Raw genomic sequence first — 26592 nt, forward strand, 5'->3', positions numbered from 1 at the left:
AAACATGTTGGAAAATCGCGACGAAATCTTGAAAATGGACGATGCGGAGCTCTCCCGGCTCTGCGAACTCGAATTTTTCAAGGGAACCGGCAACGGCGGCCAGAAACGGAACAAAACCTCCAGCGCCGCACGGGTCCGCCTGGCCGGAACCGCCTACACCGCCGCCGACTGCACCGAGCGCAGCCAGCACCGGAACCGCGCCGCCGCGCTCGCCAAGCTCCGGATCGCCGTCGCCTTCGGCGAACGCGAAACTCCCGCGCAGCCCCCGGAACGTTTCGAATGCGCGCTCGGACACGCCGGATATCCGCTCTGGCTCGCCCATATTCTCGACGTGGCGGCGGAGGAGAAGTGGGAGCTCAAAGCCGTCGCCGCGAAAATCGGCTGCACGCCGAGTTCCCTGGTGAAGAAACTGGCCCGCGACCCGGCGCTCTGGCAGTTTGCGAATGCCGAACGGACGCGGCTGGAGCTGCCGCCGCTGCGCCGTCCGTGACGGCGGCGGACAAGTGGATAAAAGGTAAATCAGGAGGTCCCGGATGCTGCATTCCTTCAACCCGCTGGGCGACCGGACGCCGCGTCGGCTTTCGGCCGCGACCCGTGAACTCGCCGCCCGTTATCTGTCCGGGGAGATCGGTTCGACGCTCCGGTCCGCGCCGCAGGCTGCCGGAGACGAACCGTGTCCGGTTCAGCTGCGGCGGCTGGCGGCGGAGGCGGAGACGGCGCTCTCTCCCGACGAACGGCTGGCCGGAGCGGCGCGCTGGCTGGAGGCGACCTTTCACCGCTTCCCCGGCACCGACCGGCCGTCGGTCAGCCATGTGACGGCGGATTTCCGGCACGCGGTGACGGGCGGCCTCGCCGGACTCGAGGCCGATATCGCCGCCGGGCGGCGCGCCAATCCGGAGGGAGCACCTTTTTATGACGAGCTTGCGGCGTGCATCGGGGCGATGCGGCTCTGGGTGGAGCGCTACCGGGCGGAGCTGGCGGAGCGTCTCGAGGAGTCGCCGTTTTTTCCGCGGATCGCCGCCGCGCTCACGCAGGTGCCGGAGCGCCCGCCGCGCGATTTTTTCGAAGCGGTCCAGTCGCTCTGGCTGTTCTGGACCTTTCAGCGTCTCGCCGGGAACTGGTCCGGTCTCGGGCGGATTGACGAATTGCTCGGGCCCTTTCTCGATGCCGATCTCGAAGCCGGGCGGCTCGACCTCGGAGAAGCCCGCGAAATTCTGGCCTGCTTCTGGATCAAGGGCACCGAGTGGATCACGGGCCGCCGGGTCGCCGGCGGCGACGCGCAGTTCTATCAGAATGTGATCCTGGCCGGAACCGGCCGCGACGGGCGCGAAGTCTGCAACCGGGTCACCATGCTGATTTTCGACATCGTCGAAGAGCTTCACATCAGCGATTTTCCGCTCGGCGTCCGGCTGTCGCGGAAGAGCCCGCCGCCGCTGCTGCGCCGGGTCGCCGAGCTTCAGAGCCGCGGCGGAGGAATCGTCTCGATCTACAATGAAGAGGTCGTCATCGCCGCCCTCGTGAAGTTCGGCTATCCCGAAAAAGAGGCGTGTGATTTTACGAACGACGGCTGCTGGGAGACGCTGATTCCGGGCGAAACCGCCTTCAGCTACTGTCCGTTCGATGCGCTTCAGGTCTGGCAGGACGTGTTTTTCGCCGACTGCAATTATCCGGACTTCGAATCGCTGTTCGCGGCCTATTCCGCCGCGCTCAGGCGGCGGCTCGAACAGGTTTGCGCAGGCTGCTCCGGCAGTTTCAACGCCCCGGACCGGACCGCGCCGACGCCGCTGCTGTCGCTGCTGATGCCTTCCTGCATCCGTTCCGGGCGGCCGTACAACCGGCGCGGAGCGAAGTACAATGTCGTTGCGCTGCACGCGGGCGGGCTGCCGGATGTGGCGAACTCATTCACCGCCGTCCGCAAGCTGGTCTATGAGGACGAGTGCTGCACGCTCAACGAACTGCGCGGCATCCTGCTGCGGGATTTCGGCGGGGACGAGCGGCTGCGCCGGATGTTCGAACGCTGCGCCGTCTGGTACGGAAACGACGACGAAGCGGCCGACGCGATGCTGGCGCGGGTGGTCTCCGGTTTTGCCGCCGCCGCCGCGGAGTTCCGGGAGCGGGACGGCCTGCTGCATCCGGCCGGAATCAGCACCTTCGGGCGCGAAGTCGAATTTGCGCCCTCCCGGCTGGCCACGCCGTTCGGCAGGCGTGCGCACGATTATTTGTCCGGCAACCTCGCTCCGTCTCCCGGCACCGACCGCAACGGGCCCGGCGCCGTCGTCAAATCCTGCTGCCGGAACGACTTCACGCAGATTCCGAACGGCTGCCCGCTCGATTTGCGGTTCGACGCGGCCGCGCTTGCGTCCCCGTCCGGAGTCGCGATGCTCGAAGGGCTGCTGAAAAGCTTTATCGGACTCGGCGGATACTATCTTCAGGTCGATGCGGTCAGCCGCGAGATGCTGGTCGATGCGAAGGCGCACCCGGAACGCTATCCGAATCTCGCCGTCCGCATTTCGGGCTGGTCGGCCCGCTTTGCGACGCTCGAAACGGCCTGGCAGGACATGGTCATCGCCCGTTCGATTCAGGGGGCGGAGGCGGGATAATCAGGCTTTTTTGCGTTCCGGTCTTGCTTTTCCAGCCGGTCCGCAATATCTTATGGCCGTATGACCGCAACTTTGTCAGGAAAAGGAGAGAATGAATATGGCGCAGTGGCTTTTACTGCTTGGCATCGCGATGTTTCTGGTGCTGCTGATGTTCATCGTTCTGCTGATGCTCTCCGTTTCACGCCGGGTCCTGCGGTCGGGCGAATACCATAATCCGCCCATGCCGGATGCGAAGCACCCGGTTCTGCCGCCGATGCCGAATGTGACCAACGCACCGGTAAAAGCCCATGTCGGCAAACCGCGCCGCGACACGACGACCCGTCCGGTTCCGAAAGTCGGACAGCCGGCGGACTCCCCGAACTTTTCCGTTCCGCCGCGGCAGGCCGCCGCGCCGTCCCCGGCCGGGCGTTCCGCGCCGCCGCCGGTCATTCTGAACGAAGCGGCCCGTGAAGTTGCCGAAACCGGGATCAACATCGACGCGGCCAGGATGATTCTGACCGTGTTCAGCCGCATCCGCAGCATCGACGAGATTCCCCCCGTCATGCGGAAGGAGTTCGAGCGCATCGGCATGGACCGGGCGGTCATGAACGAGCTGCTCGGGCTTTCTCTGGCGGCGCGAAGCTGTGCGGCCTTCGACTTCTCGCAGCTCCGGACGCTCAAACCTCAAACCGGACATGTTCTCTACCGGACCATGCAGAAGGTTCAGGAGGCGGCCGTCCCGGCGGAGGAGTGACCCGCGATACCGGAGAAAAATTTCATTTACAGGAAGAAAGGATGTCTGATGCCTGAAATCACCGTTGTCACGCGCGAATGCTGCGAGCTGGTCGATATCACCCGCCGGATTGCCGCACTGGTCCCGCCGGATCTGGGTTCGGGGCTCTGTTCGGTCCACTCCCTCCACACCACGGCCGCGCTGACGGTCAACGAAAACGCCGATCCGGACGTGCAGCACGACCTGCTGGCCAAACTCGACGCGCTCGTGCCGCAGCACGAAAGTTATTACCGTCACGCCGAAGGAAACAGCGCCGCCCACCTGAAATCGTCGCTCATGGGCTTTTCCGTCACGGTTCCGGTGCGGAACGGCAGGCTGCATCTCGGCACCTGGCAGGGCATCTACCTGTGTGAATTCGACGGGCCGCGCACCCGCCGGGTCGTGGTCACTTTCGTCGAAGCGGCAAGGTAAATGCCGTTTCCCGCAACCCGATAAGGAGTCGCCGTTCCGATGTTCCGTTCCGCCGTTCTGTTCGCCGCCGTTCTCGCCGCGTTTGCCGCCGCCGCCGTCGAGACCGTCCTCGTCTGCGAAGATGAAAGGATGCTGCCGTTTCTGAAAAGCGCGGCTGAACTGCGGCCGGAGGGGATCGACTTCGCCCCGCTCGCCGAACGCCCGCTCGTCCCGGCGGGAACGGCCGGGCGGATTCTGCTGGAAGAGACCGGGGAGGAAGGGCTGATCGCCGTCGTCGCGGCCGGTTTTCATCTGAACGACAGCTCTTTCCGTCCGGCCCGCGTCGCCGTGTTCGACCGGCAGAGCAGCTGCCGGCTGGTCGACCGGTCGCTTCCGGCCGCGCCGGGAGAGGCGGAACAGGTGCTGCTTCAGGCGCTCCGCGACGCGGCGCTGAACGCCGGCAGCCCGGAGAAACGGAAGTTCGCCGCCGTGGTGGAAACGTTTTTTACGGAGCTCCCGCTGAACCGCCGCGCCGCCGCCGCGCATATCGCCGCCGCGCTGGAGCTTCGACTCCGCTATCTGCCCGGCGTCATCACCGCCGGAAAAAGCGAGATGAACGACCTGGCCGAAGAGACGCGCCTGACCGGAATCGGCGGCAGGCTTCCGCACGACCAGACGCTGCTGCAGCTCGAATTCCTGCCGGACGGAGAATCGTTCCGCATCCGCCTCCGGGCCTTCGACGGCAACGGGGCGGAGCGGTACGGCCGCGAGTATCCGGCCGCCGGAACCCCGGTTGAAGCCATGCTGAACGATCTGGCTGCTCATCTGGGCGTCACACCCGGCCCGGCGCCGTCCGCCGCGGCGGAGTATCCGCGCCTCCTGGCGGAATGCGAATATCTTTGGAAAGCCGGCCGTTTCCGGGAAAATACGCGCAAGGCCGCCGCCGCCGGCATGCTCGCGGCGGGAAAGGCGCAGAGCCCCGTGTTCGCGCTTCGCGCCGCCCTGAACAGCCGGGGTGTCCTCAATGCGGAGCCGGAAGAGCAGTTCGCCTCGCTCCGGGAAGCCGCCGCACTGCTTGAGGAGCTCCCGCCGGCGAGTTCCGAAACCGAAGCCGCCCGCCTGTTCCGCGGGCTGTTGCGGCGGCTCTACGAATCCCGCGAATGCCCGGCGGCGCTGCGCGGAGAGGTCGCGGCGTGGCTCAGCGGCTGCCGCCCGCTCATTCTCTGCGGCTTTCGGCCCGACCTGCCGCCTCCGCGTGTTTCCGCGCCGCTTGAATCGCTGTCGCCGTCCCTCTATTTCGATGACGATGCATTCCTGAAGGAGGCCGTTCCCGCGCTCGAAGCGATGGCGGCAGATGCGCCGGGAAATGAGGACGAAGCGTTTTACCGTGCCGTTCTGTCGTTCGGCGCGGAATTTATGCCGGTCGTGGAACTGCTGCCGCCGGGGGCGGAGCCGCAGCGGAAGATTCTGCGGGAACTCGCCCGGAAGCTGACCGCCTCCCCCGGCAGCGCCTGGAAGGCGTTCGGACTTACGCTCGATTACCGGCTCCGGCTGCCGCTGTCCGGTTCCGAGGCGGAGCAGCTCCGCAACGCCTATGCGGATGCGCTGCTCAAGCTGCCGCCGCACTGCCGGGATGCCGAGGCTCACAGCGCAATCTGGAGTTTGCTCGACTCACGGGAGGAGCAGAAGGCCGTTGCCGGAACGGTCGCGTTCCGCCGCTCCCGGACGCTTCCGGCAGATGATCCGGAGTCCGCGGCGAACGCCTCGCCCGCCGCGCTTTTCGGACTGCTCAAAAAGCGGCAGGTCGATGCGCTCGAAATGCACCGCGGAAAGTGGGCGAAGGTTCTGCACCGCGAATTTTCCTCCCTGGATATCGACAAACTCGCTTCTTTCAACCCCGGCTACCGCTTCACGCGTTACGGCTGGGCGTGGGAGAAGGGTTCGATCCGCGGGTGGGCTTTCGACGGCAGGAACGGCTTCATCCTCGGCGTCCCGGCCCGCGGCCGCAGACTGACGCTCTCGATGTGGGACTCCGGCGCGCGCCGGGTGAAGCAGCTTTATGAATTCCCGCACGATCTGCTGCAACTGGATAACCTTCCGTCCAGAAACATCCCGATGAACGCCATCGACAACTGCGTCCTCATCGGGACCGGCAGCCAGATCGTCATCGCCCGGACCTCCCCGGGCAAACCGCAGATCATCGAAAACCTGCCCGGCCGCGTCATGTCGATGACGCTGAACCGCGGGCGCGTCTACGCTTTTATCGCGGACGGCGACAACTTCTCCCCGAAGTTCATCCGGCTCATCTCCTGCCGCCTCGACGGCAAGGATATGAAAACGCATATCGCCACCGACCGCCCGGCGGCGGAAAAGCAGAATTTGTTCGACCGGGCAGCATCGACCTTCACCGTCTCCGGGCTCGGGCGCAAAATCGGCAGCGGCAAACTCTATTTCCATACGGTTGCCAACGGCCGGGGCCCTTCCGGCTTCTGGGAGTTCGACACGGAAACCGGGGAGGCGAACCGCCTGTTCTGCAACGCCGCCGACGGCCGCACGCTGGTCATGTCTTCGCACGGACAGGCGTTCTTCACCCAGCAGCGCGATCTGCTCTGCCTCGGCATTTACGGCTACCGTTCCGTCGGCGACGGTCCGGCCGCCTTCTTTCTGCGCTATGATGTCAGGACCGGAAAGAAAGAGCTCTACGGCTGGGGCGACGAGGCGATCCTGAAGAAACTCGGCCTCGCTTCGCCGTGGGGGAAACGGCTGAATTTCTCGGGGCCGTTCTGGATCGAGGGCGACAATTTCTGGGGAGCGGGCGGCTGGGCGGCCAACAAGATGGCGGTCCATTTCCGGCTGAGTGCGCCGGAGCAGTCGCCGCGGCTGCTCTTCCCGTGCGCCCGGGGCGTCTTCCCGGGCAATGTGAAGAATTCAGTCGTCTTTCTGACCGACGACAGCCTCGTCGAGGTCCGCTGCCTCTCCCCCGGCACGGGAAGAAGTTTCACCGCTTCCGGAGCAGAAAGGCTTTGAGTTCCGGATCGGGTTCGAGATCGGCGAGCGCCCCGATTACTTCGACGTCGGAGCGGACGGAACCGGGGAAGACGTGCGTTTCGACCCGGCCGTCGGCATACAGGATATTCACGCGGTTCCGTGCGTGGTTGCCGGGCAGTTCGAAAGCGACCGGACACTCTGCCTGTTCCCGGTTCGCTCCGCCGAGATAAACATAGCTGCAGTTGCGCCGGGAAAGCCGCCTGAAGTCGACTTGCTCCGAGCCGGACGGACACACCCATACCTCCGCCTCCGCCAGCGGCAGCGCCTCGAATCCCGGAATTCCGTCCGCAGCCGGAAATGCGCCGCCGTTTTCGTCTGCATACAGCAGGAGGGCGGCCCCGATCCTGCTCAGGTGCTCCCGGCAGCCGGTCAGCGCAGCCTCCTGCCGGCAGCGGAGATAGAACGGATAGCCGACCGCCCCGAAAAACAGCAATGCGCCGGCGGCAAGCAGAATCGCCGCGGTCAGAATGCCGCGGCCGCGCATCGGAACGTTCCGGCCGTCCCGCGATACGGTGAACATCTCGATCAGCACCCAGAGCTCCACCGCCCAGAGCATGAGGCCGCAGCTCAGGAGCGTGACGCCGAGCTGGACGAGCCCTTCTCCGGTCCGCTTCGCATAGAAGTTGTGGATTCCGGCCCAGCCGAAGAAAAAAGCCAGCAGCACATAAGCGACCCGGCTTCGCGGCGGAGCCGGCGGCGGCTGAATCACGACATGGATGTTCTGCTGCGCCGGAACGGGAGCGGAGGGCGCCGGATTCTCCGCAGAGGCTCCGCAATTCGGACAGAATTTGCCGCCGTCCGGAAGCCGGCTGCCGCAATTCGAACAAAACATAAGCGCACCTCCGTTGAAGTTTCCCCTTCGAACTCCACTGACCGATTTGTTTTTAATCTATCCGCCCGGGAGCGCTTTTCAAGCCGCGAAATGAAAAACGGCGGATTTCCGTCGAAATCCGCCGCCGGACGACTGCTGCCGCAGCCGCCGTTTTTTTACCACTGAATCAGCTTCTGTACGTTGACCGGCTCGCCGGTCTGCATCGAGAGGTTCGCGCCGATGCCGGTCAGGATCGACTTCGCGCCGTCGATATAACCGGCGGCGAGGCCGAGCGGATCCTCGTCGACTCCGACGAACAGGTGCTTCAGCAGCCGGTCGTCGCCGCCGCCGTGCCCGGCCAGCGTGTCGGTCGTGTATTCGATGACCTGCGGTTTCCCCCAGTGCGGCTGGAAGATGATCTCGGGCGAAAGCTTCGAGCGGTCCTCGGCGAGCTCCCGCATGCCGAAGCTGTTGAAATCCTCGCCCTCGGCGTCGCAGAACGAGCGCTCGACCACATTGAACTCAAGCCGTCCCTTCGTGCCGTTGAAGACGACCCGGTAGCCCTCCCACGGGCAATGCGCGCAGAGGCTGTAAGTCATGACGACGTTGTTCTTGTAGCGGACCATGACGCCCATATTGTCCTCGATGCTGATCCCGTCGCCGAACACGCTCTGGTCGCGGTAGTAGCCGTCCTCGGATTCGGCATTGTAGTAGAGGCCCATCAGCGCCTCGTCCTTCTCGTTCACCTTCAGGGCGAACGGGTCCTTCGCCGCGACTTCGCTGCCGCGGGCGCGGCTGTAAAACTCGGTGATGCCGCGCTTTTCGGCGTTGATCTTGCCGTAGAACTTCAAATCTCCCATCGCGAACACGGTCACCGGTTCGGAGTCGATCCACCAGTTCACCAGATCGAAGTGGTGCGTCGCCTTGTGGACCATCAGGCCGCCGGAGTTGACCTTGTTGCGGTGCCAGCGGCGGAAGTAGTCCGCGCCGTGGCAGGTGTCGAGCAGCCACTCGAAGTGAACGCTGGTGATCTCGCCGACGATACCGGACTTCAGCACCTCCTTGACCTTGCTGTTGCGCGGCGCGTAACGGTAGTTGAAGGTGACGGTCAGGTTCCTGCCGGTGCGCTTTTTCGTGTCGATGATCTGCTGGCACTTCTCGGCGTCGATGGTCATCGGCTTCTCGCTGATCACGTCGCAGCCAAGCTCCATGGCGCGGCAGGTGTACTTGTGGTGGGTGCGGTCCATCGAAGTCACGATGACGATGTCCGGCTTGCACTCGGCGATCATTTTATCGAAATCCTGCGCCATGTAGGTCGGAATATCGGGATGGTTGTTGCAATGCTTCTTGAGGAAGACGTTGTTGTAATACTCCATCCGCTTCCGGTTCGAGTCGCAGAACCCGACCAGCTCGGCCCGGTCCTGAAACTTATTCAGGATCGCCTTGATGTACATTTCCGACCGGCCGCCGGTCCCGACGATGCAGTAACGTTTCTTCATTTGATTGTAATCTCCTTGTTTTTAGGATGTTCAGGACGAAATGCTCTCCCGGCGCACCAGCCGGGCGGGGTAAACGACCAGCTCCGGCGCCCCCTCCGCCGGAGAAAGGATCTTTTCGACGGCGCGCGCCACGGTTTCGGCGTCGGGGTGCGCGACCGTGGTCAGCGCCGGAATCGCAAACGCTCCGGCGGCGTCGTCGTCGAAGCCGGCCACGGCGACCTTCTCCGGAATCGTCACACCGCGTTCGCTCGCATAACGGTAGAAGCCGAGCGCCATGCGGTCGGTATCGAAGAAAACCGCATCCGCCCCGAAGGCGATGATCGCATCTCCGGCCGTAAAGCCGTCGGCGAATTCCAGCCCCTCCGTCGCGATAAAACCGCTCGTGATTTCTCCGGCGGCGGCGACCGCCTGCTCGAATCCGGCGCGGCGCCCGACGGCGCCGTCCATGCCGACCCGGACGATGCGGCGGCGGCCGGCCCGGATCAGCTCCGTCACGGCGGCGGCGACCCCGCTCGTCCGGTCGGTCTCGATCCGGTCGTATCCGTCGCCGGAAAGCTCGCAGTCGATGAACAGAAAACGGATCGGCAGACTCGAAAGCCGTTCCGCATTCCAGCCGGGCGGCCAAGCCAGGAAGATCACCGCTTCGACGATGCCGGTCCAGCTCCGCAACAGCTCGTTCAGCTCCTCCTGGCTCCCCGGCAGTCCGCCGAGCAGCGTGTAGTGCTTCGCCTCGCGCAGGGCCTCTTCGAGCATCCTGACCCGGCGCTGGCCGCATTCATTGAAAAAGCTCTTCCCGGAAATGATTCCGACAATCCGGCTCGCCTGCTGCTTGAGGTTGCGGGCGGCGGCGTTCGGCACATAGTGCAGCTCCCGCGCGGCGGCGAGCACCCGCTTCGCCACCTCGGATTTCACCGGCCCGGAACCCGAAAGCGCCCGCCCGGCCGTGCGGATCGACACATTCGCCGCCTCTGCCACCATTTTCAGTGTTGCCGCCATAAATCCCCGGTATCGTGTTCCATTCCAATGCCATCGTTGGCATTGTCATTAAAATAGGTGCTTCCCCGATGAAAAGCAAGTCGTTTCCAAAAAAAATTCAAGAAAATGTGCTATCGATGGCACAGCAGACGTCCGCCGGTTGAAAAAAATCGAAAAAAAACGGTTCGCCGCTGGAAGCCGTTTTTCTGTGTGCTATATTTCATTACCGTAACGCGGATTCATGACAAGCCGGGAGAACGGGCGCCATGCGCCGTATCGTAAAATCATTGACGACATGCACTGCCGCCGGAATGCTCTTCGCAGCCGGTGCGAACGGTACGGTGTGTCAATCCCGTCAAGACGGACAATGCCTCCCCCGAAAGAGTAAATACGGCGGAGCCGCACGGAACACCGGAGAGGAGCCAGACACGCAGTGTCGGGCATGGTCTTTTGAGACGCGCACGACACGCAATGTCGGGCACAATCATTTCAGAGAACGGGGCCCCCGAAAAGTATCATCCGCCGCACAAGCGCAGAGGATGACAAGCCCGGCTTGTCCTCCCGGCCTCGGCGAAGGAGGAAGGGGGGCCACTTTTCGTGGATCACAGGAGATTCCCATGGATCGAATCAGTTCCGCCCACCCCCGGCTGCTGGTCGGGGAATTCGGATTTTCCGTCCTGAAACGCAATGCGGCGTCGCCGGAGGGGAAGGCTTTCAAAGCGCGCCTTCTGCACGATGCGGAGCTCCTGCTCGGCTATCCGCCGCAGCCGAGGAAGATGGAGGGGCGCCGGCTGCTCTCCGCCAGCCGGAACGTGCTGTACCGCATCAACACGCTCGCGGCAGCCTGGCTGCTCAGCGGCGAACGCAAATATGCGGACCGTGCGATCCGCGAAATGACCAATGCGGCCGGTTACTCCGACTGGAATCCGTCCCACTATCTCGACGTCGGCGAAATGACCCTCGCCCTTTCCATCGGCTACGACTGGCTGTATGAACTGCTGACTCCGGACGAACGCTCCCTGATCGAACGCGCCATCGTCGACAAGGGGCTCAAGCCCTCTTATCAGGGAAAGCAGTGGTGGATTACCGGCAGCAACAACTGGAATCCGGTCTGCCATGCCGGCATGGTCGCCGGGGCGCTCGCCGTCGTCGACCTCGAGCCGGCGCTGGCCGAAAAAACGGTCCGGCGCGCGCTTGAAAACCTGCCGCGCTCGATGAAGGCCGGCTACGCTCCGAACGGCGCCTATCCCGAAGGGCCGATGTACTGGGGATACGGAACGGAGTTCACGGCGGTTCTGCTCGCCATGCTCGATGCCGCCTTCGGCGAGGACTTCGGGCTTGCCGCGCAACCCGGATTTTCCGTCACCGGGGATTTTATCCAAGCGACGACCGGCCCCTCCGGGCAGCCGTTCAACTATGCCGACTGCAACACCCGGCGCGGCGCTTCGTTCGCGATGATCTATCTGGCGAAAAAATTCGGCCGGTCCGACTGGTTCGACGCCGTCGAGCGGAAGCTTTTCGCCGATGTCGCGGCAGCGCGCCCGAAATCCGTCGAACGGGGAGGCAACCGCCTGCTGCCGCTCGCGCTGCTCTATCTCGATATCCCGGCGGAATCAGGGAGGCCGCCGCTCTCCTATTACAGCGGCGACGGGTCGATCGTGCCGATCGGCATTCTGCGCTCCGACCACACTTCGAAAGCGGCCTGGGTCGGGCTCAAAGCCGGATCTCCGGCCGGTCCGCACGGCCATATGGACGGCGGCTCCTTCGTCTTCGAATCCGAAGGCCGCCGCTGGGCGGTCGATCTCGGCATGGAAAACTATACGAAGATCGAGGCGACCCGTTTTCAGCTCTGGGACGGCAGCCGGGAGGGCGACCGCTGGAAGCTCTTCCGCCTCGGCCCCGCCAGCCACAACATCCTCCGCATCGACGGCGCCCCGCAGAACGTGGAGGGCAACGCGAAAATCACGAAATTCGCCGCAGACAGCGCCGAAATGGACCTGACCTCCCTCTATGCCCCCGCCGCCCGCAAGGTGACCCGCGCGGCCGCGCTGCTGCCCGGCCGCGCGCTCCGGCTCAGCGACCGGTTGACCGGCCTCAGGCCGAACGCCCGGATCACCTGGCAGATGTGCACCCGGGCCGAGGCCGAAGCTTTGCCGGACGGCTCCCTCAAACTGCGGTATGGGAAGCAGGAGCTGCTCATCCGTAAAAATGTGCCCGGCAGCTGGAGCATCGTGCCGGCCGAACTCCTGCGGGACCCGCTCGAATCCGCCAACCCCGGCGCCGGCATGGTCAGTTTCACCGTTCCCGCCCCCGAATCCGGCAATGTCGAACTCGAAGTAACCCTGACCCCGCTCTGACGGCAATGCCGCGGGTCCCGGAGAAGGAAGCCGCTCCTTCTTCTCGAGTCCCGCGAATGCGAACGCCGATGCGGAAGCGGCCCGGCAGAGGAATCAGAGCGCCGCAAGCGAGGTCCGGTCGGCCGCGAGCAGCAGCCCGAGCGCGATCGGCGCGTTGGTCCAGCCGGTGTAGATGCTGTTCTGGCCGCCTTCGAAAAGGTCTCCGCCGCCCCACTCCCCGGCCCGGAGATCGTACATGCCGCGCCAGCAGCCGCGGAAAGCCGGATTGTCCGACCGATCCTGAACGGCGGTCAGAAGTTCGAGCAGCTTCCGGTACGCTTCGCGGACCGCTTCGTCCCCGGTGACTCCGGCGGCGGCCTGCAGCCCGAGCAGCGCCCAGTTCGCCGTGTAGATCAGGTCGACGAGATGCGCTCCCTTCGGCGCTTCGCAGTGCTCGGCCGGCAGATTGCCGGTCGCCGGATCGATACGGCGGAGCACGGCGGCGGCGATCCGGGCGGTCAGATCAAGATAGAACTCCTCCCCGGTGACGTTCGCCGCAAAAGCGGCGCCGAGCAGCGCATAACACAGCTCGCTCGCGATGAAGGTGTCGAGACGGCCGCCGACATACTCGTAATAGCGCCGCAACTGTATCGCGAGGACGGGATCGGGCTCGACGGCCAGCGCCGCAGTTCCGGCCAGCAGCGCGACCGCTCCCCAGTGAGGCAGCCTCGGTTCCCCGAGCCAGAACCCCTCCGGATCCGGCCAGCTGCCGTGCGAAATCTCCTGATCCGCTCCGAGCGAACGGTCGACGCCGGCGGCCAGGAGCCGGGCGAGCCGGAGCGCCCGGCCGCGCATCCGGTATTTCCGGTCGAGGTCCGGGCGCAGCGCGGCGATCCGGAACTGAATTGCGCCGCACCAGCCGTTGTCATCGAACCAGCGGCCGGGCTGCTTGGTGATGTTCGACCAGTTCCAGACGCTGTTTTCGGGGAAGATCATTCCGCTGCGGTTGTAGAGGTACATCAGCAGATTTTCGCCGGTGCGCGTGAACTCCTCCGAACCGAACTTCCGGCCGGCCAGCAGGAAGAGCAGCGCGGTTTCGAAGTTGCAGTCCGGCCGGCGCGGTTCGATCACGCAGTAGCCGTCGAACTCGTTCCAGGCAGGAAAGGCACGGCAGATTTTTTCGATTGCCGTGTTGTCCTTCGTGACCGCGATCCGTTCGGCGACGCCCCAGCTGCCGTCCGGCGGATCCATGACGCCCGAATTACAGAACCACTCCAGATTCCGCCTGACCGCATCGAGAAGCTGTTGATCCGTCATTTTCATCGATCTCCTGAATCATTTTAGTTGAACTATTCCAACTATAACCCCGTTCGACGCGGAATGCAAGCGTCTTACGCCATGCCGGCGAGATAAGTGTAGATTTTCGTGTCGATGCCGACGCCCTCAGCCTCCTGCGCGGCGACAAAATCCGCCAGTCCGGACCGTTTGACCCGGAAGACTTCGATGCGTTCGTTCTCCTCCGGGTGCGGCTCGATGCGCCTGCCGCGGCAGGCGTCGCCGTCAATTTCCATCCGGACCATGCAGATGGTTTCGCCGGTGAGTCCGGGAGAGCTCCATCCGGGGCGGCTGCAGCCGAGCACGCGGCCGCAGTAACCGGTCTCCTCATAGAGCTCGCGCACGGCGGTCTGTTCGGCGGTCTCGCCCGGATCGATGAGCCCGGCCGGGAACTCGAGCATAAGCCTGCCGGCCGGCGGACGGAACTGGCGGACCAGTAAAATTTCGTCATCCGGCACGATGCGGGCGAGGATGAAGGCCGCCGAACCGGTTCCGTTGCGGTCGCATGCCTCCCACAGGCGCGGACCGCTGCCGTTGTCGTATTCAAGCTCGCGCAGGACCAGGAAGCGCCCTTCGCCGAGCACACGTTTCAATTTTGCTTCAGGTTTCATTTTCCACTCAATATCGTGATTTTTATTTAAAATGCACTTGCAAATTGGATAATTCAAGTTAATTTATAGAAAAACAGTACGGTTTCCGTGCTGTCGGGGCGACTGGGGAATTCGTCTCATTCAAAGATCTTTTTCTTGGCGGAGCTGCCGATCTGCAACGGTTTCTCGAGGCGGGGAGCTCTATTTCAAAGCGACATATCTCCGGGAATTGCATTCTTCTGACCGGACGGAATTTACGAGACGACAGACATGATTTTAGGGGTTACCGGTGCGTTCGGCTGCGGCAAGAGCGCAGTGCTTGCGGCGTTTGCCGCCCACGGCTGGCGCACGGCCGATGCGGACCATCTCTGCCATGAGCTTTATGCGGAGCCGGAAGGACCGCTGGCGCGGCAGTTCGCGGCGCGCTGGGGGCGGGAAGTGCTGACTCCGGAAGGAGCAGTGGACCGCCGCCGCCTCGGGGCGATCGTCTTCGCGGACCGGACGGAGCTTGAGTTTCTGACCGGCACGCTCTATCCGGAGCTGTCGCGGAAACTCGACGGGCTGATTGCCGACTGCCGGCGGGCCGGAGAGGACGGCGCGTTTGAGCTTCCGCTCCTGTATGAAGCCGGCTACGGGGATAAATTCGACCGGGTGGCCGCGGTCTGGGCCGCGCCGGAAATCCGGCACGCGAGGCTGCGCGAACAGCGCAAATTTTCGGAGGACGAAATCCGGCTGCGCGAAGCCAGGCAGCTTCCGGCCGATGCGAAGCTTGAACGCGCCGATTTCGGAGTGATCAACAACGACGGCCTTGCGGAGCTCGAACTGCAGATCGGCCGGCTGGTCCGGCTTCTGAACGGGAGTGTCCGCTGAAACAACCCGGCAGCTTCCGCCGGCCATAACGATTTTTCAACCAATCTCAAGCAAGGTAAAACAAATATGAACGATTCCGATGATCTGATCCCGATGAACGACGACTCCGGTGAAAGCCGCGCTCCGGCGCCGAAAAAGCGCGGACGCCGCCCCGGCAGTACGAATAAACCGAAGGCCGAAACCGCTCCGGGCGCGGAAGCCGCCGCCCCCGGAGAAGACGGCAAAACGCGCCGCCCGGCCCCCAGGCCGCGCAAGCCGCGGACGCAGCCGAAGGAGGCTCCGGCCGACGGCGCCGCCGAGGAGCTGCCGAACATGGCGGAGTCTTCGGCCGAAGATGTCATGCGGGAACTGCTGATCGAGGAACTCTCCGACTCCGCCGCCGCGGAAAATGCGAACGAAAACTGCCGCCGGGAAGGAGTTCCGGCCGGGGACGCCGGGCGGGAACCGGCGGAAAAGGGCGAACGCGCCGAGCAGCCGTCCGCGCAGGAGCCGCGCCCGGAACGCCCGGAGCGGTCCGACCGCCAGGACCGCGACCGCCAGGACCGCGATCACCGCCGCGGCAACGGCAATTACAACGGCAACGGCAACAACCGCCGGGAACGGGATGTCCAGCGTGACCATGTGGTCTCTTCGCTCAATATCTCCGAGCTGCAGGAAAAGTCGATGCAGGAGCTTGCCGTCATGGGCGCCGAACTCGGCATCGAAGGCATCGGCGCGCTCGACAAATCGACGCTGGTCTGTGAAATCCTGCGGGCGAACGCCGAGAAGTGCGGGCAGATGTACGGTTCGGGTTATCTCGAAGTCCTGCCGGACGGCTTCGGCTTCCTCCGCAGCGCGAGCTACTGTTACCTGCCGTGCTCGGAGGATATCTATCTGTCGCCCTCCCAGATCAAGCGTTTCGCCCTGAAAACCGGCGATTACGTGGCCGGGCAGATCCGCACGCCGCGCGAAAAGGAGCGTTTTTTCGCGATGCTGAAGGTCGAGACGATCAACAACGATTCGCCCGAGCGCAAGAAGGAGATCATTCCGTTCAACAGCCTGACGCCGTATTTCCCGACCCAGCGGCTTGTGCTCGAACGCGACCCGGCCGATTTTTCGACCCGGATCGTCGATCTGGTCACTCCGATCGGCAAGGGGCAGCGCGGACTCATCGTGGCGCCGCCGCGCACCGGCAAAACCGTGCTGCTGCAGAAGATCGCGAACAGCATCCGCGCGAACAACCCCGAAGTGAAGCTCATCATCCTGCTGATCGACGAGCGTCCGGAGGAAGTGACCGATATGAAGCGCAGCGTCGACGCCGAAGTGGTCAGCTCGACCTTCGACGAACCGCCCGAACGCCATGTCCAGGTGGCGGAGATGGTCATCGAGAAGGCGAAGCGGCTGGTCGAATACAAGCACGACGTCGTCATTCTGCTCGACAGCATCACGCGCCTGGCCCGCGCCTATAATACGCTTCAGCCGCACAGCGGCAAGATCCTGACCGGCGGCGTCGACGCGACCGCGCTGCACAAGCCGAAGAAGATTTTCGGCGCGGCGCGCAACATCGAAAACCACGGCAGTCTGACCATCATCGCGACCGCGCTGATCGAAACCGGCAGCCGCATGGACGACGTGATCTTCGAAGAGTTCAAAGGCACCGGCAACATGGAGCTGCACCTCGACCGCAATGTTTCGGACCGGAGGATCTACCCGGCGATCAACGTCGAGAAATCTGGCACCCGCAAGGAGGAGCTGCTGCTCCACCCGGATGAACTCAGCAAGGTCTGGATGCTGCGCAAGGCGATCAACGGCGTTCCGGCCGCGGAGGCGATGGAGCTTCTGCTCGGACGGCTGAAGAAGGTCAAGAGCAATATCGAATTCCTCCTGACGCTGCAGCCGAACAATAACTGACGACAGAAATCCTTCAGGAGGAGTCCATGGCGGAGAACAGGAGAAAAAGCGCGGTGTCCACCTATCTGCTGCTGTTTGTTCTGGCTCTGGTATTCGCGGCGGCGGCAGTGCTGCTGCTGCCGGTTTACCGCAGCTACCAGAAGAAGCAGGCGGAACTCGGCACCCTGAATGAACAGCTCAACGACAAGCGCGACGAGAGCGCCCGGCTCAATACCGAGGTGGGCGAGCTGTCGCGCTCACCGGCCGCGGTTGAAAAGGTGGCCCGCGAAAAGTTCGGTCTGGTGAAGGACGGGGAGCGGGTGATCAAATACGCGGTTCCGGAGAAGGACAGGCGTTAGGTTTCCCGGCGTACCGGCCGGGGAATCCGGCCGGTGCGGCGCGCCTTCCCGGCCGGAATGGATTTCCGTGCGGACGGTCGTCAAATATTTCACATTTTCTGCCTTTTTTCTGTTGCATTTGACAAACAGGTTTCTATATTATAGAAAAGACGTTTCCCAGGTGTTTTTTCCGAGGCCCGCGAGGCCGGGAACGGGGAGCGCGGCGAATTGACGATACCGTACGAATTTTTTGTACAGAAGGGGATTTGACAGTGAGAAAAAACAAGACCGTTGTGCTCGGAGCTGCGGCTCTGTGTGTGGGGATGCTCGGTTTCACCGGCTGCAACAATCAGGTGATGGGAAAACGCGACTACGTTCCGGCCACGCCGGATACGGCGGTCGCGCCGATGCCCGGCGAAGTCTCCGCTCCGCCGGTGACGCAGCTGCCGGTTCAGCCGTCCCAGCCCGTGCAGCAGCCCCCGCGGAACACCGGCTATAAGCCCATGGAGAAGCTGACCTCCGCTCCCGTCACGTCGGTTCCGGCCGGAACGGCGTCCGGCGCCGCGGTTTCGGGGGCCGCCCGGACACATGTGGTCAAGGCCGGCGACACGGTCGGTCATATCGCCCGGCAGTACGGGGTCTCCGTGGGAGCCGTCATGCAGGCGAATGATCTCGACGAAGCCAAGGCGAGACGCATCCAGGTCGGCCGGAAGCTGGTGATTCCCGCCGGCGGCGCGGTTGTCGCAAAGCGCGGCAGAGGGAGCAAGAGCACGGCGGCCGGAGCGACGGCGGTCCGGGGAACCGTCAACAGCGACGGCACTTACACGGTTCAGAGCGGCGATTTCCCGGGCAAGATCGCCCGCAAGCTCGGCGTCAGGGAGTCCGAGCTTATGAAGGCGAACAATCTGACGGCGGAATCCGCGAAGCGTCTCCAGGTCGGCCAGAAGCTGGTCGTGCCGGGCAAGGGCGCAAAGAGCGGCGCGGCCGCAGCGGTGACGAAGCCGGTGCAGCAGGTGAAGCCGACGGAGAAGGTTGTTACGGCGCCGGAGAAGAAAGATCCGCTGGACGACGTGCTTGCCGGTTCCGATGTGAAGAACCCGCCGACGAGCCAGCCGATTGACGTGACTCCGGTCCAGCCCGTCGATCCGACGGTGCCGGTTGTCGAAGAGGGCGGCGTGACGGTTCCGAATACGATTCCGATCATCGTCGACGAGGACACCACGCTCGAGGCATTTGCCGCGAAGCATAAGACCACGGCCGATGAGATCAGGAAACTGAACGAGGGCATGGTTCCGGCGGATGGCAAGCTGTCCAAGAACCTGCTCCTGATGATCCCCGGCAACTGAGAGACCGGAACAAAGTGAAAAAGCGCACCGTTTTCACGGTGCGTTTTTTTATATTCCTATAAAACCGCCGGCCTTTCCGGCGGCGGAGCCCGATGAGATTGACTGTCATGCAAAACCCGGAACGGAGCCGGTCCCCCGGCGCTCCGGAAAGCGGCGTTTGCCGCCAGCGCCTGCATGCAGCGTCTCCGGATACAACTGCAGGAAAAGCAGAAAGTTCCGCCGGAGGAGATGCGGACCGTTCGGAGGAAACAGAAGCGGGAGATTGAATCCGGCATCGGCTTCCCCGCGCCTCCGCCGGCGGAGCCCCCGTCCCTCAACGGCGCCCCGCCCGAACTTGGCCCCGAACAGACTGGCATGGAACTCCGCCCTGACTTACCGCGAGAGAATTCCGCTACCTGATGATCCGCGCCAATCCGAAAGACGGCGTATTCCCATACCGGTCCCGTTCCTCTGTTACGGACACAACATCCACGGAAACCAGAAAAAACGTCACCTGAACATCAGCGAAAAATCGAATGGGCCGTAGTCGACGTCCGCTTTCACAAGGAGCCGGTTTTTCCCCTTCTCCAGCCGGACCCTGCACCTGAGTTCCTTGCGGAACGAAGGCGACAGCACCGGCGAGTTCGGATCGCGGTTGAAGGTGTGGATGTGGTCGTCGATCACCGGCTTTCCGTTCACGCAGATCCGGATGCCATTGAAGGTCGAAACCGCCAGCTCATACTCCCCCGCTTCCGGCGCTTCAACGACGGCGGCGGCATAACCGGTTACGTATTGAAGCGGCGAAACATCGAGCCCCGGCACATCCGCCCGTACGAAAGCGCTGCCGAGATCGACCATGCCGTCCGCCGCGGCACGATGCGCTTTCCAGCGGTTCACGACAATTCCGGGCTCGTAGTACGCCTTTTCGTAAGCCGGAAATTCAGCCTTGTATGCCCCGGCATCCGGAACCGCTCCCTCCTCGTCTTTGAGGAAAGCGGTTTCGAGACCGACGCACTTCGGCCGTTCCCCGGCATTCGGGAACGGCCCGAGCAGCATCCAGTCGCGGACGAATCCGCCGCGCGTCACCGCCGCAACCGGAACCGGGGGCGTCAGGCTCGTTTCGAGCACAAGCGGTTTTCCGGCCGGATCAAGGAAACGCAGCGCGAATTCGTAGCCGCCCGTCTCCTGTTCAATCTTGACCAGCAGACGGTTCCAGCCTGCTTTCAGCCGAACCGGAATACGGTTTTCGTCCGGCTTACAGCCGCGGTAGGTGCGCAGTTTGCCGATCATATCGCCGTTCAGCCAGATCTTGTAGCCGTCATCGCTGCCGATGGTCAATACGGCGTCGCGCTCCGTTTCACTCTTCACATAGCAGGCGGCATAACCGAAAATGAACTGAATGATGCCTTCGAGGCCAGGGTGATCGATCAGGAAAGCTCCGGTCAGGTCAACCGTGTCCTTCGGCGAAATCAGCCAGTCCCAGCGGAGCGACAGCAATCCGGGCGCCCAGAATGCTTCGGGATTGCGCTTGAACTCCGCTTTCACCGGCGGCAGTTCGAGCGACGGCACGAGCTGCGCTTCTCCTCCGAGAAAGTCACGGTCGAGGCCGTCATCCTTCAGATTCGTCCGGCTGGCGTAATTCGGAAACGGTCCGAGCACAAGCCAGCGCCGGATGAATCCCTCCGGGCCGACCGCCGGAAGTCCGTCGTAAGCAGATTTGTCCGGACGCAGCGCAATCTTCTGCGTCTTCCGCATTTTCGCGGCGGCAACCACGCCGGTGGTGTTCTTTCCCGGCAGAAATTCCGCTTCGCCCTGTTCGACATCAAACCGCAGCCGCGGCAGATACGCCCAACCGGGTCCGCCGAGCGGCGTACAGCCGAGTTCGATCTTGCGCCGCAGCACTTTTCCCGCCGCCTCGACCGAAACCGTACAGGTTCCGGGGCGGCCGAAGAAGAACCACGCCCGGCCCTCCGTATCGGCTTTCACTGCGCGGCGGCCGAATTCCGGTCCTTCGACCCAGACGTTAACGCCGGAGAGCGGCCCGCTGCCCGAACGCACTTCGACCAGAAGTTCGGGAGAGCGGCGGACCTCCGTGCCCGGAACCTGCCTGAATACATTCCGGTAAGCGTCCGCCACGCCCGAAAGCGTATAGGCCGGGCGCAACGGATCAAAGAAATTGACCGGGTGGCGCATGGTCATGTAATCGAGCCAGACCTTCTCCGCCCGGATTCCGCCGCCGCCCGAAAACGCGGGCCACTCGACCGGCACGGAGAACACCTGCCGCGGCTCGGCCATGTAGAGATCGCTCCACGGACCGCATGAATTCCCGTCGCGTTTGGTCGAAATCCCGCCGAGTCCGGTAAAGGTATACGGCATGACGCCATCCGCCCCGGCCTTCTGATAGGCCCTGACCGTGCGTTCGAGCCACATCTTCATCAGGCGCTCGGCGCCGCGTGCCTGCCGCGCGTCCTGAATCGCCTTCGACACTTCCGGATTCCAGAACTCCCCGATGACGACCGGCTTCTTCGCATTCCGGGCATACTCCGCCAATCGCGCATTGCCGAGGTCGTAATCATGCAGTACCGCGACCGGAGCTTCCGGCAGCATCGCCGAAGCGTGCGAGTGGTTCATGAGGATCATATGCGGCGCTTCGGCCTGCGCCCACTTGCGAAAGCGGGCGATTGCCCGGTGATTCGCCGCATCCAGCGTCTCGTTTTCGAGCGAGAAGAACAGCATCGACGGAGCGTTGCGGAATTTCCGCATGGTTTTCACATAGTACTCGCGGCAATTTTCAAGCCAGACCGGATCGTCGTAATTGGCTTCGCCATTGATGTCGACCGGCGCGAAAAGATTCCACCACGGCCCCTCTCCTTCGGAGAGGATTCCGGCATCATCGCAGGCGGCTACCAGCCAGTCGTGCAGGTTGAAGCGGTGATAACGCAGAAAATTGATATGCGCCTCCTTCCGCGCCCGGTTCAGGAACAACTCCGCGTGTTTGTTGTTGCGAGCCGTGACCCGTTCGGTAACGGTGGACGAACTGCCCTGAACCGCAAACTCCTTTCCGTTCAGGAACAGCTTCCTCCCCCGGATTTCAGCCTCTCGGAATGCAAACAATGTGTGCGCAACAGCGCTCCGTTCGGCCGTCGTTACGGAGGAAACGAGCGTGTAACGGTTGTGCGGATCGCCGTATTCGCCGCCGACCCCCCAGAGCTTCGGTTTTTCAAAGGCCGCTTCAGCTTCAACCGTTTTCTCCCCGCCGGGCGCGAGCGTTACGCGCTGTTCCGGAAGCACGAGAAGCTGCGTCTCCCCATCGCGCACCTCGGCATTCAGCACCGCCTCGGCCGGGGCATTCCCGTCGTTGACCAGCGTGGTCCGCACGATGATCTTCCTCCCGGCCAGCAAGGTGCGGATATAGACATCCTCCGCGCGAACCGGCGGCCTGGCGAGCAGCTCCACATCACCCGAGATCCGCAGCGGATAAGCGTGCGCTTCGGTCACGGGATACAGATAGTGCGCCTTGAGCTTGTGATAACGCGGCACGTCACTCGGCTCCCCCATCGCCACCTTCTCCGACGAAGCGACGAAAACGTGCAGGTGGTTCTCCTTCCCCGGAACCGCAAACGCCGTCACATCGAGCTCGAACGGAATGAGCCCACCGCAGTGACGACCCGCGAAACGGCCGTTCACGAACACATCGGCACACATCATGACTTCGTCGAATTTCAGGAACAGCCGTTCGCCGTTCCAGCCGGCCGGAACTGTGAACGAGGTCCTGAACCACGCCTCGCGAATAGAGGCCGCACGCCAGTAAGCGCCTGCCGCACGGCCGAATTCCTCGTCGGAGATATTCGCCATATTGTAGAAAGCGAACGGCGAATCATTCGGAATCGGAACGTCGACCCACTTATCCGGCAGCACATCCGGCCTGCCCGGCGCGAACTGCCAGACGCCGGAAAGCAATAGCCGCTCGGTCCCGCCGAGCCGGTGTTCCGGCAGCGAAGCATCGCGTTCGACAAAGAATTCCGGGAATTCGACCGTTTCCTGCGGCTGCTTCATAAACTTCCGCGCTTTCTCCAGATAACGCGATCCATTGTCGAGATCGGTCAGAATCCGTGTAAAAAATGCAAAGTCATAGACGCCCGAATCAGTCGCGGGCGTTTTCAGCTCCTTCGAGGCCGCCTCAAAATAGCGTCGGGCGATCCCGGCCCAAAAAGCGGCTTCGCGCCCGGCATGACAATTCGGATTGGCCCCCTTTTCCATTCCGGCGGCTTCGGCGATGCAGTTTCCCGCCCTGTCTGAAAACTGCGCGGCGAATTCCCGCCGGAGCCGGTCGCGGTAAGCGTTCCACGCATCGGCCAATGCCGCCCCCTCCTCCGCCGAGCCGTGTCTCTGCCCGACATAAGCGGTCACCCGGTCGGCCAGCGCCGTCCCTTCCGACAGAAAGCCGGAGAGAGAGGAGGGAAACACTCCGCGCTTTCCGAACGTCTCCAGCCCTTTTACAAAATACCGCAGCGAATCAACCGGGAAGAAGCGCTCCGGACGCTTAACCGCGGCAGCCCATGCATCACCGAATCCCTTTCCGGGCGGAGAACAGAAAAGGTTCGACATGCGAAGTTGTTCGGCCTTCCATTCGGTTTCGTTCAGCAACACGATCTGCGTGACGAATCCGCCCGCCCGCGAACATTCGACGGAAAGCTCGGAATCCGGTTGAACCTCGACCGGATCACGGAACCAGAGCCACCCGGTATAAATGCCGTTGCCGTCTTCATCGCGGCCCGCCGCTTTCACCATGCGGCCGCTGATTTCGGGGGCAAGTTCCCTGCCGTCAAGCCGGAAACGGTAGACATTTTCCGGCATCCAATAGTTATAACCGCCGAACATCGAATCGCCCTCGTTGCCGGAACGGTCCGAGGATTTGACGTTGACCAGCAGCCGGTAACGCCCGGCCGGAGCGCCGAGCCGGAACTGTTTCGGCCCCTTCCCGAGCGAAACGTTCCGCACCGGTTGCGAACCTCCGCCGAACGGCAGCGCAACCGCGAAACCGTCCACCTCCGAGCCTGCCGCCGTCCCCATGCCGTTCGCCTCCCCCGGAGCCGGGGCGCGGAAGCCGTCGAAATTCAATGCGCCGCCGGTCGCGTTCTCCTCACGTTCGCAGCGGATCACGAGCCTCGCCATGCCGTCCGGTCCCTGATAGGCGGCGCGGTAGACGACCGTATTCCATCCCGGTTCAAGCCGGATCAGGTCATAGGTCTCAGTGCAATACTGTTTCCAGTTGACTTCGAGCGAAAGCCGCATCTTCGCCATCGGTGCGCTGCGGTCGGCGGAGACCTGAAACGCAACACCGTAGGAGTTCCCCTTCTTCACCGGGAACTCCGGCGACGCCAGAACGAGCCAGCTGCACGATTTGAAGGTGAACATCCGCAGATAACTGTTTCCCTCGGCGGGTTCGATCGCAGGAGAGCGCTCTCCGAGCGTCCGGCCGCCACGATCGACGTAACTGACCGAGGTCCAAGGATTACCCTTTTCCGGCCGGGCGCTCCAACCGTGGATCTCCTTCACGCCCTCCGCATTCAACTGCGCGTTCGGTTCATGTTTCCGTTCAAATCCGGGGTCCGGCAGGAATCCGGCGATCGAAATCTCCGCCGCCCAGGCGATGCCGGCAAACATGGTCAGCAGCACAACCCAAATCGTTCTTCTCATCGCACTCCACCTCACTTCAGCCCGTACATCTGACATCTCTCGTTCTCACCGAGCCAGCGGAACGGCGCGACCTCGAACGCCACGACCGTATTCGGCACATTCGCCCCCGCAACATGGAAATCGGCATACAGCACATTGACCGTCCGGGCATGGCGGACCGCCGGGCGTCCCCACCCCGTATCGGTCTGCCAGTTACCGATATGGTTGGTCGGTGAAACCCGCCATTTTCCAGAGGTGCTGCCGTCATTCAGATAACGGTTCGTCACCGCATCCATCAGAAACACCTTGAAAGACGGATTCCTCACCTTCGTGATTTTGACGTAACTCCCAGGAGTGTAAGGCGCCGCAATGCCGAGGTTGAAGCCGTATTCGGTCGACTGCGCATTTACCGGCGTATTCCAGAAGTTCACCGGGCTGTCGATCCAGGCCGGACGCAAGCCGTTATTGGCCGGACAGAGAAACTGTTTGTTGGTCAGCGAAGGCGAATTGCGCCTGAGCTGGTGGACCCAGGTATTCGTATCGGTCGGACTGCAGGCCGGAAGGAAATCGTCGCTCTCCTGCGCGTACATGCCGACCGTCATGCCGAGCGACTTCAGATTGCCCGCGCATGACGTGGATTTGCCGCGATCCCGCGCCTGATTCAGCGCCGGCAGCAGCATCGAGGCCAGAATCGCGATGATCGCAATAACCACCAGAAGTTCGATCAGAGTGAACGGTTTGCGCATAATACCGGGTATGTGAAGTTTCCGTGTGCGGTCTGTCATGATGTAACTCCTTTTGGTTAAATGAATTTGTTTGGCCTCTGGCGGCAGAAATGTTCCATCTGCTCTTCCTGGTCTCGTCCGTCTGCATTGTCGTGGGATTCGCGGGGGAAATACATTTCCCCCGCACCCCCATTTCTTACTCTGTGCCGGGCTTTCATTTCCCGTGGGTTGCGCCCTTGTCCGCCTGCGGCTATACCGTTCACATCCGCTGCGCGGCGCATACCGCGCTTTTTTCGCCGGGCGGCAATACTGTTTCGTTTCACATACCCGGTATTATGCGTAATTACAGTTATATTGTGACATATTCACCAGCAGTTCAATCAAGGTAAGTTGTCTCTTCATCCCGTGTTTCCCTTTCGATTACTTTCCGATAAGCGGTGGATGATTATATTATACAAAAGAACACGGGATACCGGAAGGGTCTGTTTTCGGAATTCATGGCGTAATCGATCAAAAATTTATCCGAGTCGATCATCCGGATTCCGTTCCGGCCTCGCTTCGGACAACCGGCGGCGGAATTCACGCGGCGAAATGCCCTCGGCCTTGCGGAATTCGCGCGAAAAGGAAAAGACATCCGAAAAACCGACCTGCGCGGCAACGTGCTTGACCGGCATTGCCGGATCGGCCAGCAGCCCGCGCGCGGTCTGCATCCTGAGGTCACGGAAATAGGCCTGCGGCGACCGGCCGAACTCCTGCCGGAAAAGCCGCCCGAGCGTCGCGGGGCTGACGTGACACGATGCCGCGATCCGGCTGACTGAAATCCGGTTCGGAACATTGATCGCGAACAGATTCACCGCCTGCTCAAGCCGTTCATCGCGCGGCAGCGTCACAGAGAGCGCCAGCTCGGTCAGCAGCTCCATGCCGAGCCCGGCAATCGCCGGAATGTCGGCAACCCGTCTCATGCCGAGCAATGATTCAAGCCGCAGCACCAGGCGGATCAGCCGCTCCGGATTGCGTAACCGAACCGCAATCCGGCCGGCCAGTCCGGCCGCCGCGACAATGCCGCCGAGCGCTACGCCGCGCATTCCGAACGCGAGCTTCCGGCAGCCGTCCGCATCCGATGTGAACAGCCGGGAATCCTCGCCGCGGTGGATGATGCCGACCATGCCGGGATCGATCCGGGTTTCGGTATCGCGTTCGACGATCCGCAAGCTTCCCTCCAGCGGCAATTCGAACGCATATAAATAGTAAGAATCGTGCGCGACATAACCGCCGGGCCGGTAGGTGACTCGGCCGACGAATTCCGGCCAGAGGGGCAGCGTCTCCGCCTCGGGTGGAAGCCAGGAGGCGCAATGTGAACGTGAATGGCAGATCACATCGGCGCTGATATCGAAAAGTTCTTTGCGCTGCGGTGTGTTCTCGATCGCCAT

The 26592-nt window shown here is 62.9% G+C and carries 18 protein-coding genes; 10 read left to right on the top strand and 8 right to left on the bottom strand.

Features of this window, described 5'->3' with window-relative positions; genetic code table 11:
* The first annotated feature begins 4 nt into the window (after positions 1-4).
* The 5 genes from FYJ85_RS02590 (at position 5) to FYJ85_RS02610 (ending at position 6789) form a co-directional block, all read left to right on the top strand.
* Positions 5-490 carry a peptide chain release factor family protein gene (locus FYJ85_RS02590; RefSeq protein WP_106054953.1) on the top strand — a complete coding sequence of 162 codons (486 nt, stop codon included), beginning with the start codon at positions 5-7 and terminating at the stop codon, positions 488-490.
* 43 nt (positions 491-533) lie between these two features.
* Entirely contained in the window at positions 534-2600 is a 2067-nt protein-coding gene (locus FYJ85_RS02595) for a pyruvate formate lyase family protein (RefSeq protein WP_154416901.1), read from the top strand.
* 97 nt (positions 2601-2697) lie between these two features.
* Positions 2698-3333, top strand: a complete 636-nt coding sequence (locus tag FYJ85_RS02600; protein WP_154416902.1) for a hypothetical protein — start codon at positions 2698-2700, stop codon at positions 3331-3333.
* 48 nt (positions 3334-3381) lie between these two features.
* Entirely contained in the window at positions 3382-3783 is a 402-nt protein-coding gene (locus FYJ85_RS02605; RefSeq protein ID WP_106054950.1) for a secondary thiamine-phosphate synthase enzyme YjbQ, read from the top strand.
* Positions 3784-3822: 39 nt separating this feature from the next.
* Entirely contained in the window at positions 3823-6789 is a 2967-nt protein-coding gene (locus tag FYJ85_RS02610) for a hypothetical protein (RefSeq protein WP_154416903.1), read from the top strand.
* Here the strand turns inward: FYJ85_RS02610 and FYJ85_RS02615 are convergent.
* From FYJ85_RS02615 to FYJ85_RS02625, 3 genes are all read right to left on the bottom strand, one after another.
* Positions 6761-7642, bottom strand: coding sequence for a TM2 domain-containing protein (locus tag FYJ85_RS02615; protein WP_154416904.1), 882 nt, complete (start codon positions 7640-7642; stop codon positions 6761-6763). The two genes, FYJ85_RS02610 and FYJ85_RS02615, sit on opposite strands and share 29 nt — an antisense overlap.
* A gap of 155 nt (positions 7643-7797) precedes the next feature.
* Positions 7798-9120, bottom strand: a complete 1323-nt coding sequence (locus FYJ85_RS02620) for a Gfo/Idh/MocA family protein (protein WP_106054946.1) — start codon at positions 9118-9120, stop codon at positions 7798-7800.
* Positions 9121-9150: 30 nt separating this feature from the next.
* Complete coding sequence (locus tag FYJ85_RS02625) at positions 9151-10116, bottom strand: LacI family DNA-binding transcriptional regulator (protein ID WP_106054945.1); 966 nt, start codon at positions 10114-10116, stop codon at positions 9151-9153.
* Between the two features lie 596 nt (positions 10117-10712).
* Between FYJ85_RS02625 and FYJ85_RS02630 the strand changes: the two genes are divergently transcribed.
* On the top strand, positions 10713-12452 hold the full coding sequence (locus FYJ85_RS02630) for a heparinase II/III domain-containing protein (RefSeq protein ID WP_206212937.1): 1740 nt from the start codon (positions 10713-10715) through the stop codon (positions 12450-12452).
* Between the two features lie 93 nt (positions 12453-12545).
* Here the strand turns inward: FYJ85_RS02630 and FYJ85_RS02635 are convergent, their stop codons facing one another.
* Positions 12546-13748 carry a hypothetical protein gene (locus FYJ85_RS02635; protein ID WP_154416906.1) on the bottom strand — a complete coding sequence of 401 codons (1203 nt, stop codon included), beginning with the start codon at positions 13746-13748 and terminating at the stop codon, positions 12546-12548.
* A gap of 74 nt (positions 13749-13822) precedes the next feature.
* Positions 13823-14377: an NUDIX domain-containing protein gene (locus tag FYJ85_RS02640; RefSeq protein ID WP_154416907.1), complete on the bottom strand. Its 555-nt coding sequence runs from the start codon at positions 14375-14377 to the stop codon at positions 13823-13825.
* 249 nt (positions 14378-14626) lie between these two features.
* Here FYJ85_RS02640 and coaE point away from each other — a divergent pair, with 249 nt between their 5' ends.
* The 4 genes from coaE (at position 14627) to FYJ85_RS02660 (ending at position 18779) form a co-directional block, all read left to right on the top strand.
* Positions 14627-15226, top strand: coding sequence for a dephospho-CoA kinase (gene coaE, locus FYJ85_RS02645; RefSeq protein WP_106054941.1), 600 nt, complete (start codon positions 14627-14629; stop codon positions 15224-15226).
* Positions 15227-15565: 339 nt separating this feature from the next.
* Positions 15566-17116, top strand: coding sequence for a transcription termination factor Rho (gene rho, locus FYJ85_RS02650; protein WP_420856443.1), 1551 nt, complete (start codon positions 15566-15568; stop codon positions 17114-17116).
* 26 nt (positions 17117-17142) lie between these two features.
* Positions 17143-17454, top strand: coding sequence for an FtsB family cell division protein (locus FYJ85_RS02655; RefSeq protein ID WP_106054940.1), 312 nt, complete (start codon positions 17143-17145; stop codon positions 17452-17454).
* A 251-nt stretch (positions 17455-17705) separates the two neighbouring features.
* The gene (locus FYJ85_RS02660; protein ID WP_106054938.1) at positions 17706-18779 is read left to right on the top strand and encodes a LysM peptidoglycan-binding domain-containing protein; all 1074 of its coding nucleotides are present in this window, start codon (positions 17706-17708) and stop codon (positions 18777-18779) included.
* Positions 18780-19268: 489 nt separating this feature from the next.
* On the opposite strand, the gene FYJ85_RS02665 is transcribed toward FYJ85_RS02660, so the two are convergent.
* The 3 genes from FYJ85_RS02665 to FYJ85_RS02675 all read right to left on the bottom strand — a co-directional run bounded on the left by FYJ85_RS02665 (position 19269) and on the right by FYJ85_RS02675 (position 26592).
* Complete coding sequence (locus FYJ85_RS02665) at positions 19269-24458, bottom strand: sugar-binding domain-containing protein (protein WP_154416908.1); 5190 nt, start codon at positions 24456-24458, stop codon at positions 19269-19271.
* Positions 24459-24469: 11 nt separating this feature from the next.
* Complete coding sequence (locus FYJ85_RS02670; RefSeq protein WP_154416909.1) at positions 24470-25222, bottom strand: type II secretion system protein; 753 nt, start codon at positions 25220-25222, stop codon at positions 24470-24472.
* A gap of 458 nt (positions 25223-25680) precedes the next feature.
* Positions 25681-26592 carry a helix-turn-helix transcriptional regulator gene (locus FYJ85_RS02675; RefSeq protein ID WP_154416910.1) on the bottom strand — a complete coding sequence of 304 codons (912 nt, stop codon included), beginning with the start codon at positions 26590-26592 and terminating at the stop codon, positions 25681-25683.

This window comes from Victivallis lenta, from assembly GCF_009695545.1.
Classification (GTDB): Bacteria; Verrucomicrobiota; Lentisphaeria; order Victivallales; family Victivallaceae; genus Victivallis; species Victivallis lenta.